This window comes from Goodfellowiella coeruleoviolacea, from assembly GCF_024171785.1.
Classification (GTDB): domain Bacteria; phylum Actinomycetota; class Actinomycetes; order Mycobacteriales; family Pseudonocardiaceae; genus Goodfellowiella; species Goodfellowiella coeruleoviolacea.
In genome coordinates, this window is sequence record NZ_JAMTCK010000015.1 from 111,766 (window position 1) to 124,503 (window position 12,738).

Below are 12,738 nucleotides of genomic sequence, written 5' to 3' on the forward strand. Positions count from 1 at the left end.
ACGGCAGCAGCCGTGCTGGCCGGCGGTGTGGTCACCGCCAGGACGGCAGCCACAGTTCCGCCTGCCAGCGCTCCGGGGTGATCGGTTCCCCGTTGAGCACCGGCCACAGCCACACGAAGTTGGCCACCACCAGACCCACGTACAGCGCCACCACCAGCAGCCCGGTGCCGCGCCGCTCCCGGCCCTGGCCCAGCCGCCCGAGGATCTGGCCGAGCACCAGGGTCAGGCCGAGCACCAGGAACGGCGCCATCGGCGTGGTGTAGAAGAAGTACATCTGCCGGTCCACGTTCAGGAACCACGGCAGCAGCCCGGCGAAGTAGCCGACCAGCACGGCGGCGTAGCGCCAGTCCAGTCGGGCGATCACCCGCCACAGGCCCCAGCCGAGCATGGGGAACGCCAACCACCACATCGCTGGCGTGCCGATCAGCATCTGCGCGCCAACGCACTTGGACTCGCCGCAGCCGGTGATGCTGCCCTCGTAGTAGTAGAGCATCGGCCGCAGCCCCATCGGCCAGGTCCACGGCTTGGACTCCCACGGGTGCCGGTTGGTCGCCGAGGTGACCAGCTGCTCGTGGAACTCCAGCACGTTGCCGCTGTAGAACCACAGCGCCCGCAGCGCGTCCGGGATCCAGGAGTCGCGGCCGATCTTGGCGCCCACCATGTCCACGGCGTGCCGGTCCACCCCGGTCTCGCTGGCGAACCAGGCCCACCAGGTGCCCAGGTACACCAGGATCGGGATGACCGCCAGCGACCACAGCGCGGGCGCCACGTCCCGCACGATCGTGCCCAGCCACGGCCGCGCCACACCAGCCGTGCGCCTGGCCGTGACGTCCCAGAACACGCACAGCAGGCCGAAGGCCATCAGGTACCACGAGCCGGACCACTTGACCGCGCACATCAGTCCAACGCAGACACCCGCGGCAAAGCGCCACCAGCGGAACCCGAGGCTCGGGCCGAACGGCGAGACGTTGACCCACCCCTCGCGCACGGCCACGGCCAGGCGGGACCGCATCTGGTCCCGGTCAACCAGCAGGCAGGCGAACGCGGCCAGCACGAACACGGCCATGAAGATGTCCAGCATGCCCATGCGGGACTGCACGTGGCTGACGCCGTCGCAGATCAACAGCACCCCGGCGATCGCGCCGAGCAGGTCGGACCGGGTCAGCCGGCGGGCGATCCGCACCACCAGCAGGATGGACACCGTGCCGGCCACGGCCGAGGCGAACCGCCAGCCCCACGCGTTGTAGCCGAACAGCCACTCGCCGATCGCGATGAGCTGCTTGGCCAGCGGTGGGTGCACGACCAGTTCGTAGCCGACGTTGTCCTCGTACCCGCCGTTGCGCAGCACCTGCGCGGCCTGCGGCACGTAGTGCTTCTCGTCGAAGACCGGGGTGCCCCGGTCGGTGGGGATGCCCAGGTTCCAGAACCGGACCAGGGCGCCGATCAGGGTGACGGTGAGCGTGATGTACCAGCCGCGCACCCGGTCCGGGGGCAGCGGCACGGTCAGCTTGGCCGCGCGCTCCTCCGGACCGCCGCCGGGCGGCCGGTTGACCGGAGGCAGCTCACCCACGCCGACCACCGCGTTCGAGTCGGACGGGGTCGCCTCGGGGGACTGCGGCACGAGGACACTCACGGCCCCGATCGTAGGGTGGGTGATGTGAATCCCGAATCTGGATCGGGCCGGCTGGTCCTGGCCGGCACACCGCTCGGCGACCCAGGGGACGCCTCGCCCCGCCTGGCCGAGGCGCTGGCCACCGCCGACGTGGTGGCCGCCGAGGACACCAGGAGACTGCGGTCACTGGCCACCGCGCTGGGCGTGACCCTCTCCGGCCGGGTGGTCAGCTTCTACGATTCGGTGGAGACCGCCCGACTGCCCGGCCTGGTGTCCGCGCTGCACGACGGGGCCACCGTGGTGCTGGTCACCGACGCGGGCATGCCGAGTGTGTCCGACCCCGGCTACCGGCTGGTGGCCGCGTGCGTGGCCGAGGGCCTGACCGTGACCTGCCTGCCGGGGCCGTCCGCGGTGACCACGGCACTGGCCGTGTCCGGGTTGCCGTGTGACCGGTTCTGCTTCGAGGGGTTCCCGCCGCGCAAACCGGGGGAGCGGCGGCGTTGGTTGGCCGCGCTCGCCACCGAGCCGCGCACCTGCGTGTTCTTCGAGGCACCGCACCGGCTGGCCGCCACCCTCGCCGACGCCGCGGACGTGCTCGGCCCGGACCGCCAGGCCGCGGTGTGCCGGGAACTGACCAAGACCTACGAGGAGGTGCGCCGCGGCGGACTGGGCGAGCTGGCCGAGTGGGCCGCGCAGGGCGTGCGGGGGGAGATCACCGTGGTGCTGGCCGGGGCGAGTGCCGCGCAGCTCGCGCCGGACCTGGACGAACTGGTCGCCGAGGTCAACGATCGGGTAGCCGCGGGCGAGCGGTTGAAGCAGGCCGCCGCCGAGGTCGCCGCCACCGCCGGGATCAGCAAGAAGACGCTCTACGACGCGGTGCTCGCCGCCCGAGGGTGAGCCACGTGCCCGCCGGGCCGTGCCGGTGTCCGTTGGCTGACCGCCGCGCCGGGCGGGGCGCGCGTCGGCCGTCACCGCTGCTCGACCAGCACCGGCCGCAGTGCGCTCACCATCGCGTTCACCTGCTTGCGCGCCATCGGCCACCCCACGGACTGCGCCCGGGAACTGAGCACCACCACGATGAACCGGTCGTCCGCGCCGGCCACGCCGCTGGTGTGCAGGACCCGGTCGGGCAGGCAGCACGCCCAGCCCTGCTTCACCGCGACCGGTGTTGACCCGGCCAGGCCGGCCAGGCCGAACTCCTGGGAGAAACCGTCCGAACCGGCCGCGGTGAACCGGGTGAGCGCACCGAGGATGAGCTGCCGGGTCGACGCGCTGGCCTGCTCCAGGATGTAGCGGTAGACCAGCACCACGTCCCTGGCGCTGACCAGGGTGTCGCCCCACCGGCCGGGGCTCTTGGGCGGCCGGGTGTCGGCCAGCTGGAGCCGCTGCGCCCACCTGGTGACGATCGCGGTGCTGCCGTACTTGGTCCACAGCGCACTGGCGATGGCGTCGTCACTGGCCGAGAGCATCTGCCTGATTCTGGCGGTTTCCGGGCTCGCGTGGTCGAGTGCCTCCAGCGCGATCAACAGTTTGACCAGCGACGCCGAGGTGAAGGTCGCCTCGGCGTGGTGGTCGACGACCATCCCGGACGTGCGGCGGTCCCACACGGCCACACCGAACTCGGCGCCGGCCGCGACCGCGCCCAGGTCCAGGTCCAGGTCCTGTTGGGCGGACCGGGGCTGGGGGGTCGCCCCGTTGCCGAGGGTGGCCGGGTCAGCACCGGAGGTGTCGGGCTGTTGACTGTCCGAACCGGACGGGTCCGAACTGGACTGATCCGAACTGGACTCGTCCGAATCGGACAGTGCGGTGGCCGAGGCCATGGCCGACACCGTGAGGGCCGGGTTCGACAGCGGTCCGGCCGCGCTGGGAGTGGTGTTCCACAGGCCGGTCAGGACCACACAGCTGAAGCTCAGTGCGATGAGCGCGCCCACGGCGAGCCCAACCAGCAGCGCGTTCGCTCTACCCATGCCCCTGGATAGGCACCTGGGGCAGGGGGAAGTTGCCGCTGTGCTGGGGCAACTTTTCCGGCGTCCAGCTCGTAGCTCAGCCGGCCGTCAGTGGTTGCCGTCCTGTTGCCGACGTCGCACCGGGCGGCATCCGGGACGCCGAGGTGGGCACCGCACCGCGCGGTGGCGCCGCACCGCGCGTCTCCGGAGCGCGGTGCCCGACCGACCCGGCTCACTCGGTGGTGAGCACCTCGCCGGTGTCCACTCTGGTCACCCGGATCGCCTCGGACGGGCAGCACTGCGCCGCGTCCAGCACGGTGGGGTCGGGGGTGATCTCGACGAGCCGGGGCCGGGTCTCGCCGCGCACCAGGTCGAAGTGCTCGGGAGCGGCACCGAGGCACAGACCGCTGCCGATGCACCTGTCCCGGTCGAGGTGAACCCGCCAGCGCACCGGAGACAGGGCGCTGCGCGCCGTGCCCATGCCGCTGTCCGCGCCCGTGGAGCCGGTTGAGTTCATGCCGCTGGCCGAGTCCATGTCGCCGGTTGAGTTCATGCCGCCGGCCGAGTCCATGTCGCCGGTTGAGTTCAGGTCACCGGTTGAGTTCATGTCGTCGTCCATCGGGGCGTCACCAACCCACCGGCAGTTCGGCGAAACCGCGGAACTGCCGCGTGGTCAACCAGGCCAGGCCGTCGGGCGGCACCACCACCCGCAGGTTCGGCAGCGCACGGGTCAGCTGCGACAACGCCTCCTGCAGCGTCATCCGGGCCAGCTCGGCGGCCACGCACCGGTGCGGTCCGAAGCCGAACGCGAGGTGCGGGTTGCGCTCGCGGGTCAGGTCCAGTTCGCCGGGCCGGTCGAACACGCTGGCGTCCCAGTTGGCCGCGGCGAACGGCACGATGAGCAGGTCGCCCGCGCGGACCAGCTGCCCGTTGATCTCGACATCCGCCACGGCACAGCGGGACACGGCCGTGCCGGCGCTCAGCGGTGTGAACCGCAGCAGCTCCTCCACGGCGGAGCGCACCAGACCGGGGTCCTCGGCCAGCCGCCGCCACTGTCCGAAGTGGTCGAGCAGGTAGACGAAGTTGGTCAGCTCGACCGTGGTGCCCTCGCGCCCGCTGAGCAGCAGGCTGATGGCCAGCAGCGCGGCCTCGTGCTCGCTGACCACACCGTTGGCGGCGGCCTCGGCCAACTCGCCGATGACCGTGCCCGGCTCGCCCCGCCGGGTGCGGATCTGCTCGGTCATGTAGTCGGTGAACGCGGTCGCGTACTCGTTGACCTGCTGCGGCGTCAGCTTGGCCACGCCACTGCTGAGGAACGCGTTCGACCAGGTCATCACCGTGTCGACGTGCTCGCGCCGCACCCCGAGCAGGTCGCTGATCACGTAGAGCGGCAGCGGCAGGGCGAAGTGCCGCACCAGGTCCGCCGGTGGTCCCTCGGCGCGCAGGGCGTCGACCAGCCTGGCCACGGTCCGCGCGGTGCGGGGCCGCTGCGCCTCGGTGCGGCGCACGGTGAACGCCTTGGCCATCACCTTGCGCAGCCGCAGGTGCTCCGGCCCGTTGTAGCGGGCGATGTTCACCTCGATCTTCGGCGGGGCGGCCGCCATGCGCGGGGCGTCCGCGTCCATGCCGGGGACCCTGGTGACGAAGCGGCGGTCGGTGAGCACCACCCGGGCGTCCCGGTAACGGGCGATCAGCCAGGCGGGCGCACCGTGCGGCATGCGCACCCTGGTCAGCCCGGGCGCGGCACGAACCTGTTCGTAATGTGGTTCAAGGATCAACCGCCGCCCGTTTCCGAACGGATAGGCAATTGGTTCGGTCGATTCGAGTACGACCGTGTCGGTGCTCATTCGTCACACACCCCGCGCGGCAACGGTATGGGTGCACATCGCATCCGGAGGCACGATGTGCCTGGTCAGGGCATCATATGGCGGACGGCGAGCGCGGTCACGTACCCATCAGGGTAATTGCCGGCAGCTGTGCCACCCCCTGCTGCCCGTCGGGGTGCAAAATGCTTTTCAGTGATGTTCCACCGAATCGTGAATTCATTGTTCACGCGATTCGGGCACCATCGCTCCGCCGCCGACGCCGTTCGGCACGCACGGTGAGCACGACTGGGCCATGTGGTCGGGGTCGCGCCTCGAACGCCGTACTTGACCTGGACCGCGCTCCAGCGGCTTGACTGCCCGGGGCCAGCACCACGGCCGCGGCGAACAGCGCGGCGAACAGCGAGGAGAACGCCATGCGCACCCGGGCACTGGGCACCCTGGAGGTGTCGGCTCTTGGTCTTGGCTGCATGGGCATGTCCCCGGTCTACGGGGCGGCCGACGACACCGAGTCGACCAGCACCCTGCACCGCGCGCTCGACCTCGGCATCACCTTCCTGGACACCGCGGACGTGTACGGGGACGGCCACAACGAGGAACTGGTCGGTCGGGCGATCGCGGGCCGGCGCGACCAGGTGGTGCTGGCCACCAAGTTCGGGATCAGCCGGCCCGGCACGGACGGCAGACGGGTCGTCAACTCCACCCCGGAGTACGCGCGCACCGCGTGCGAAGCGTCGTTGCGCCGGCTCGGCGTGGACGTGATCGACCTGTACTACCTGCACCGGCGCGACCCCCGGGTGCCGATCGAGGACACCGTCGGAGCCATGGCCGAGTTGGTCGAGCAGGGCAAGATCCGCCACATTGGACTGTCCGAAGTGAACTCACGAACCCTGCGGCGAGCGCACGCGGTGCACCCGATCACCGCGCTGCAGAGCGAGTACTCGTTGTTCGCCAGGTACTTCGAGGACGACCTGCTGCCGACCTGCCAGGAACTCGGCATCGGCGTGGTGCCGTACTCCCCGGTCGGGCGGGGCTTGCTGACCGGTGGCGTCCGCGACCTGGAGCAGTTGGCCGAGGACGACTACCGGCGCCACGACCCCCGCTTCCAGCACTTGAACCTGCGCCGCAACCTGGCGCTGGTCAAGCGGGTCGAACAGGTCGGCGAGACGATCGACGCGACGCCGGCGCAGGTGGCACTGGCCTGGCTGCTGGCCAGGGACCCGCACATCGCGCCGATCCCCGGCACCAAGCGGGTGCGCTACCTGGAGGAGAACGCCGGCGCCGCCGCGATCGAGTTGACCGAGGACCAGCTCGCCGCTCTCGACCGGGCGGTGCCCGTCGACGCGGTCTCCGGCGCGCGCTACGACGAGACGGAGATGTCCAGGGTCAACGTCTGATCAGACGAACCGGTCGGGTCGCCGAGGGCAGTGGCTCACCGGTGCTCGCGGCGGAACGTGCGGATGCCCCACAACCAGCACAGCGCCACCAGCGCGACCGTGACCAGCGTTCCCACCAGCGTCCGCGAGCTGACGAGGTGACCGAGGAACAGGGCGCGTTCCGCGTCGACCACGTGGCTGACCGGGTTGGCCGCGGCCAGCGCGCGCAGCCAACCCGGGGCCAGGTCGAGCGGCAGCAGCGCGCCGGACAGCAGCAACAGCAGCAGGGTCAGCAGCGTGGACACCGGGGCGAACAGGTACTCGTTGGGCAGTCGCAGCGCGATGCTGAACGAGGCGGCGGCCAGCGCCGAACTGAGCAGGACCGCGAGCAGGACGCCCAGCAGCACCCCGCCGACCGGCGCGCGCAGCCCGAACAGCACGCCGGCCAGCACCAGCACCACCGCCTGCGCGGTGAACACGGCGACCTGCTGGCCGACCCGGCCGAGCAGCAGCGCGGACCGGCTCAGCGGGGTGACCCGGATGCGTTCGGCAACGCCGGTGTGGATGTCCGGCAGCACGGTGAACCCGGCCATGCCGCTGCCCATCAGGGCGAGCTGCACGAGCAGGCCGGGCACGTAGACCTGCCAGCCGCTGCCGGCGGGGAAACCGGCGACCCCGGCCAGGCTGGTCAGCATCGGGCCGAACAGCACCAGGTACAGCGCTGGCTGGGCCATGCCGATCAGGATCGACAGTGGATTGCGGATGACCTGGTTGATCGAGCGCAGGAACACCAACCAGGTGTCGGACACGAGGCGCAACAGCGGCTCTCCTTCTGCTTCCAGTTTTCTCTCTGTGCTCTGTGCTCTGTGCTCTGTGCTTTGTGCTCTTCCTGCCGTGGACGGCCGGGATCAGTCCTGGCCGAGGGACCGGCCGGTGAGCGCGCGGAACACGTCGTCCAGGGTCGGCCGGTGCACCTGGACCGAGGTCAGCTCGACCTCGGCCTGGTCCAGTTCGCGCAGCAGGGTGGGCAGGGCGGTGTCGCCGGCGGGCACGTGGAACCGCACGGCCGTGTCGGCCACGCTGACCTGGTGCGCGCCGGGCAGCCGGCCGGCCACCTCGGCGGCCGCGGCCGCCTGCGCGCTGGTCAACACAACGGTGTCACCGGACACCTGCCGCTTGAGGTCGTCCGGGCTGCCCTGGGCCACGATCCGGCCCTGGTCGATCACGAGCACGCGATCGCACAGCACGTCGGCCTCGTCGAGGTAGTGGGTGGTGAGGAAGACCGTGGTGCCCAGGTCGGCGCGCAGGTCGCGGATGCGTTCCCACAGGTTGGCGCGGCTGTGCGGGTCGAGCCCGGCGGTCGGCTCGTCGAGGAACAGCACGGCTGGCCGGTGCACCAAACCCATGGCCAGGTCCAGGCGCCGGCGCTGGCCGCCGGACAGCGCGGCGGTCGGCAGCGCCATGAGGTCGGTGAGGTCGAACCACTCGGCGAGTTCGGCTGCCCGGCTGGCGGCCTGGGCCGGGGGCAGCCCGTAGAACCTGGCCTGCATGCGCAGTTCCGTGTCGACCGGGTAGTCCGGCCCGGTGCCGCCGCCCTGGGCGACGTAGCCGATGCGGCGGCGCACGCCCACGGGGTCGGCGCGCAGGTCGCAACCGGCCACCACGGCTGAGCCCTGGGTGGGGCGGAGCAGCGTGGTGAGCATGCGCAGGGTGGTGGTCTTGCCGGCGCCGTTGGGTCCGAGGAATCCGACCAGCTCTCCGGCTGCGATGTCGAGATCCACACCGCGCACGGCCTCGACCGGTCCGGCTGGCGTGTCGAACCGCCGGGCAAGCGCCCGTGCCTTGATCACGTGTGCTCCCTCCGTGGGCACTGCTGGGACAGGTGGATGAGTCAAATTTGACTACCGGAAGCATGGGGGCTGCGCGTAGCAGAGTCAAATTTGACTACAGGGCGGTTTCGCCCGACCGGGCGCGCAGTTGTCCACACCCCCCGGAGTTGTCCACAGCCCACGCCACAACCCTGTCCCCACCACCACCGCACGGATAGGCTGGCCAGGGGCCGTCCCCCCGGAGAGGGTGGGGGATGGGTTGGGGCGGGAGTGAAACCACGGCGAGATCTGGGGCGACCCGTGGGCTGCCTGCCGAGGCTCGGCGCCGCCAGCCCGTGGTCCCGTTCGGCTGAGCGCGGCGCGATTCGGCGTCATCGTCCACCCGGCTGCGCCCGTCGGCGCGGGCCCCTCCGACCGCATGCGGGCCTCTCCGACCGCACGGGGCCCTCTGACCGCGGGGCCCTCTGGCCACGCGGGGCCGTCCGACCGCACGGGGCCCTTGACTACGAGGGGCCGTCCGACCGCACGGGGTCTCCTGACTACACGGGGTCTTCTGACCGCACGGGCGCGGCGGGGTGGCCGAAGTGCTCGCCGGGGTGGCCGAAGTGCTCGCCGGGGTCGTCGGCCATCCGGTACTGGCCGGCCTCCAGCCGGTCCAGCACGCCCCGCACCCAGTCCCGCATGGCTTCGGCGTGCGTCAGCCACAGCCGGGCCAGCTCTCCGGTGTGCTCGGGCGCGCTCGCCCCGGACAGCGTGGCCACCGAGTGCCGGATGCCGGGCAGTCGCGCCTCCACCGCCAGCAGCCGGTGCCGCAGCAGCCGGATCGCCTCCTGCCTCGGCAGCGCGGTCATGAACGCGATGGCCGCGCTCAACCAGTCCGTGCCGCGCTCGTCGGCTTCGGCGAGGCCCCTGGCGAGCAGCACCTGGAACTCGGTCTCGCCGTCCTGGGTCAGCTCGTACACGGTCCGCTCCGGGCCGGTCTCGCTCTCCTCGGTGGTCACCGCGCGCAGCAGGCCGTCCTTGGCCAGCTTCTTCAACGCGTGGTAGATCGAGCCGCGCTGCACGTTCGCCCACTTGTCCGCCGACCACGACAGCAGTTCCCGACGCACCTGGTAGCCGTGCGTCTGTCCGTGCATCCGGACCACGCCGAGCACGAGCAACCGCGTCGCTGACACCTGGCATTCCCCTTCCCGGAGCCGGGTCGGTTGTCCCAGCTTTCCGGCCGTAGGCTATGCGGTTATGAGCGCCCATGTCCTTACCGCGCCGACCTGGCCATATGCCAACGGACCTCGGCACATCGGACACGTCTCCGGCTTTGGTGTGCCGTCCGATGTCTTCTCCCGCTACCAGCGAATGTTGGGCAACCGGGTGCTCATGGTCAGCGGCACGGACGAGCACGGCACGCCGATCATGGTGCAGGCCGAGAACGAGGGGGCGACCCCGCAGCAGACCGCGGACAAGTACCACCGGGTGATCGCCGAGGACCTGCAGGGCCTGGGACTCGGCTACGACATGTACACCCGGACCACCACCGGCAACCACTACCAGGTGGTCCAGCAGTTCTTCCTGGCCCTGCACCGCAACGGCTACATCATCCCGAAGACGACCACGGGCGCGGTCAGCCCGACCACCGGCCGCACCCTGCCCGACCGCTACATCGAGGGCACCTGCCCGATCTGCGGCTACGACGGCGCCCGCGGTGACCAGTGCGACAACTGCGGCAACCAGCTCGACCCCGCCGACCTGATCAACCCGAAGTCCCGGATCAACGGCGAGACCCCGAAGTTCATCGAGACCGAGCACCTGTTCCTCGACCTGCCCGCGTTCACCCAGAGCCTGGGCAAGTGGCTGTCCACCAAGACCGAGTGGCGGCCCAACGTGCTGAAGTTCACCCAGAACCTGGTCGAGGACATGCGGCCGCGGCCGATCACCCGCGACCTGGACTGGGGGGTGCCGGTCCCGCTGGACGGCTGGCGGGACCAGCCGATGAAGCGGCTGTACGTGTGGTTCGACGCGGTGATCGGGTACTTCTCGGCCAGCGTGGAGTGGGCCCGCCGGTCCGGTGACCCGGACGCGTGGCAGGCGTGGTGGAACGACCCGGCCTCGCCCAGCTTCCACTTCATGGGCAAGGACAACATCACCTTCCACACCCAGATCTGGCCGGCGCTGCTGCTCGGTCACAACGGTCAGGGCGACAAGGACGGCCAGCCCGGCCAGTACGGCGTGCTGAACCTGCCGGGGGAGATCGTCTCCAGCGAGTTCCTCACCATGAGCGGGTCCAAGTTCTCCACCTCGCGCGGCACGGTCATCTACATCCGCGACTTCCTGCGCGAGTTCGGGCCGGACACCCTGCGCTACTTCATCGCGGTGGCCGGGCCGGAGAACCAGGACACCGACTTCACCTGGGACGAGTTCGTCCGCCGGGTCAACTTCGAGCTGGCCAACGAGTGGGGCAACCTGGTCAACCGGGCGGTGTCCATGGCCGCCAAGAACGTGGGCGCGGTGCCCGAGCCGACCCGTCCCGAGCCGGCCGACGAGGAGCTGAAGACCCTGGCGCGCAACGCGTTCGCCGTGGTCGGCGGGCACCTGCAGCGGTCGAGGTTCAAGGCGGCCATGGGCGAGGCCATGCGGGTGGTGTCGGCGGCCAACCGGTACCTGTCCGACCAGGAGCCGTGGAAGCGCAAGGACGACCCGGAGCGCCGGGACACCATCCTGCACACCGCGCTGCAGGTGGTGCAGGACGCCAACACGCTGCTGACGCCGTTCCTGCCGCACGCCGCGCAGAAGGTGCACGAGCTGCTGGGCGGCACCGGGGTGTGGGCGGCCCAGCCGGAGCTGCGCGAGGTCACCGACCTGGACATCCCCGACCGGCAGTACCCGATCCTGACCGGGGACTACACCGTGGAGCAGGCGCGCTGGGAGTCCACGCCGATCCCGGTCGGCCGTCCGCTGCACAAGCCGACCCCGCTGTTCCCCAAGCTCGACCCGGAGCTGGGGGAGACCGGGCCGTCCTGGGCGCCGATCCAGCCGGTCCAGAAGTGAGCCGTCGGGACCGGGAACCACGAGAAGCAGAAGTGAGTCACCGACGGTGAGTCGTCGACGCGACGAGGTACCACCGCTGCCGGAACCCCTTCCGGCGGCGGTGGTCGACGCGCACACCCACCTGGACGCCTGCGGCGCCAAGGACGCCGAACAGGTGACCGCGATGGTGGACCGGGCCGCCTCGGTGGGGGTGGGCCGGGTGGTCACCGTCGCCGACGACCTGGTGTCGGCGCGGTGGGTGGTAGAGGCGTCCACTTGGGACGATCGGTTGTTCGCCGCGGTGGCGCTGCATCCCACCAGGACGGCGGAATTCGGTCAGTCCGAAATGGACGAACTGAGCCGGCTGGCCGAGGCGCCGCGCGTGGTGGCGATCGGTGAGACCGGGCTGGACTACTACTGGGACTACTCGCCGCCAGCCGCGCAGCAGGACGCTTTCCGTTGGCACATCGAGCTTTCCAAGCGCGTGGGCAAGCCGCTGATGATCCACGACCGGGATGCCCACGACGACGTGCTGCGGATTCTGCGCGAGGAGGGGCCACCGTCCACAGTGGTCTTCCACTGCTTCTCCGGTGACGCCGACTTCGCCAGGCGCTGCGTGGACGAGGGGTACGTGCTGTCCTTCGCCGGTACGGTGACCTTCCGCAACGCTCGCGCGCTGCGGGAGGCCGCGGCGCTGGTGCCGCTCGACCAGGTGCTGGTGGAGACCGACGCACCGTTTCTCACACCGCACCCGTTCCGGGGACGCCCGAACGAGCCGTACTGCACCGCGTACACGGTGCGTGATTTGGCGTCCCTCCGTGGAATGGCGGTCGAGGACCTCGCTGGCGTGGTCAATTCCAATGCCGAGCGAGTATTCCGATTGCACGACGTGACGAAGTTGGGATGATCGAGTCACCGCACTACTCCAGTCGTGCTGTGATCGACATCACTTCATTCACCGGGGTGTTTGCCCACCCCTCCGCGCTCCGTTATGGTCCCGTGACCGTACCCGGATCAAGGAAGTCCGGGAAACGCCCGAAGTCAGATCCAGTGCATGTCGGGGCCGGTCGGTGGACGGGGCAGGAAGCCGATCGGGATGGCGCTGGCTACGGGAGTCGGAACGCCACGGAA

Annotated in this window: 11 protein-coding genes; 4 read left to right on the forward strand and 7 right to left on the reverse strand. The window is 70.7% G+C overall.

Translation table 11 applies throughout. The features are described from left to right. Positions 1 to 31 precede the first annotated feature (31 nt). A complete protein-coding gene (locus LX83_RS28410; protein WP_253776830.1) occupies positions 32 to 1,633 on the reverse strand; it encodes a dolichyl-phosphate-mannose--protein mannosyltransferase in 1,602 nt (533 codons plus the stop codon). Positions 1,634 to 1,657: 24 nt separating this feature from the next. Between LX83_RS28410 and rsmI the strand changes: the two genes are divergently transcribed. Beyond that, on the forward strand, positions 1,658 to 2,509 hold the full coding sequence (rsmI, locus tag LX83_RS28415) for a 16S rRNA (cytidine(1402)-2'-O)-methyltransferase (protein WP_253776832.1): 852 nt from the start codon (positions 1,658 to 1,660) through the stop codon (positions 2,507 to 2,509). A gap of 71 nt (positions 2,510 to 2,580) precedes the next feature. On the opposite strand, the gene LX83_RS28420 is transcribed toward rsmI, so the two are convergent. The 3 genes from LX83_RS28420 to LX83_RS28430 all read right to left on the reverse strand — a co-directional run bounded on the left by LX83_RS28420 (position 2,581) and on the right by LX83_RS28430 (position 5,276). Beyond that, positions 2,581 to 3,579, reverse strand: a complete 999-nt coding sequence (locus LX83_RS28420) for a serine hydrolase (RefSeq protein ID WP_253776834.1) — start codon at positions 3,577 to 3,579, stop codon at positions 2,581 to 2,583. Positions 3,580 to 3,790: 211 nt separating this feature from the next. Then, positions 3,791 to 4,165: a ferredoxin gene (locus LX83_RS28425; protein WP_253776836.1), complete on the reverse strand. Its 375-nt coding sequence runs from the start codon at positions 4,163 to 4,165 to the stop codon at positions 3,791 to 3,793. Between the two features lie 19 nt (positions 4,166 to 4,184). Beyond that, positions 4,185 to 5,276, reverse strand: coding sequence for a cytochrome P450 (locus LX83_RS28430; protein ID WP_253776838.1), 1,092 nt, complete (start codon positions 5,274 to 5,276; stop codon positions 4,185 to 4,187). A 521-nt stretch (positions 5,277 to 5,797) separates the two neighbouring features. Here LX83_RS28430 and LX83_RS28435 point away from each other — a divergent pair. Further along, a complete protein-coding gene (locus tag LX83_RS28435) occupies positions 5,798 to 6,778 on the forward strand; it encodes an aldo/keto reductase (RefSeq protein WP_253776840.1) in 981 nt (326 codons plus the stop codon). A gap of 35 nt (positions 6,779 to 6,813) precedes the next feature. Here the strand turns inward: LX83_RS28435 and LX83_RS28440 are convergent, their stop codons facing one another. The 3 genes from LX83_RS28440 to LX83_RS28450 all read right to left on the reverse strand — a co-directional run bounded on the left by LX83_RS28440 (position 6,814) and on the right by LX83_RS28450 (position 9,761). Next, entirely contained in the window at positions 6,814 to 7,566 is a 753-nt protein-coding gene (locus LX83_RS28440; protein WP_253777101.1) for an ABC transporter permease, read from the reverse strand. A gap of 99 nt (positions 7,567 to 7,665) precedes the next feature. Then, on the reverse strand, positions 7,666 to 8,607 hold the full coding sequence (locus LX83_RS28445) for an ATP-binding cassette domain-containing protein (RefSeq protein ID WP_253776842.1): 942 nt from the start codon (positions 8,605 to 8,607) through the stop codon (positions 7,666 to 7,668). A gap of 518 nt (positions 8,608 to 9,125) precedes the next feature. Further along, entirely contained in the window at positions 9,126 to 9,761 is a 636-nt protein-coding gene (locus tag LX83_RS28450; protein WP_253776844.1) for a PadR family transcriptional regulator, read from the reverse strand. 64 nt (positions 9,762 to 9,825) lie between these two features. Here LX83_RS28450 and metG point away from each other — a divergent pair, with 64 nt between their 5' ends. Further along, a complete protein-coding gene (metG, locus tag LX83_RS28455) occupies positions 9,826 to 11,628 on the forward strand; it encodes a methionine--tRNA ligase (protein ID WP_253776846.1) in 1,803 nt (600 codons plus the stop codon). Between the two features lie 46 nt (positions 11,629 to 11,674). Continuing rightward, the gene (locus tag LX83_RS28460) at positions 11,675 to 12,514 is read left to right on the forward strand and encodes a TatD family hydrolase (protein WP_253776848.1); all 840 of its coding nucleotides are present in this window, start codon (positions 11,675 to 11,677) and stop codon (positions 12,512 to 12,514) included. Positions 12,515 to 12,738 lie beyond the last annotated feature (224 nt).

What these genes read in the sequence shown, in the direction of transcription:
- LX83_RS28420 (WP_253776834.1), bottom strand. Translation starts at nt 3,579, where the DNA reads ATGGGTAGAGCGAACGCGCTGCTGGTTGGGCTCGCCGTGGGCGCGCTC.
- LX83_RS28425 (WP_253776836.1), bottom strand. Translation starts at nt 4,165, where the DNA reads ATGAACTCAACCGGTGACCTGAACTCAACCGGCGACATGGACTCGGCC.
- LX83_RS28430 (WP_253776838.1), bottom strand. Translation starts at nt 5,276, where the DNA reads ATGCCGCACGGTGCGCCCGCCTGGCTGATCGCCCGTTACCGGGACGCC.
- LX83_RS28435 (WP_253776840.1), top strand. Translation starts at nt 5,798, where the DNA reads ATGCGCACCCGGGCACTGGGCACCCTGGAGGTGTCGGCTCTTGGTCTT.
- metG (WP_253776846.1), top strand. Translation starts at nt 9,826, where the DNA reads ATGAGCGCCCATGTCCTTACCGCGCCGACCTGGCCATATGCCAACGGA.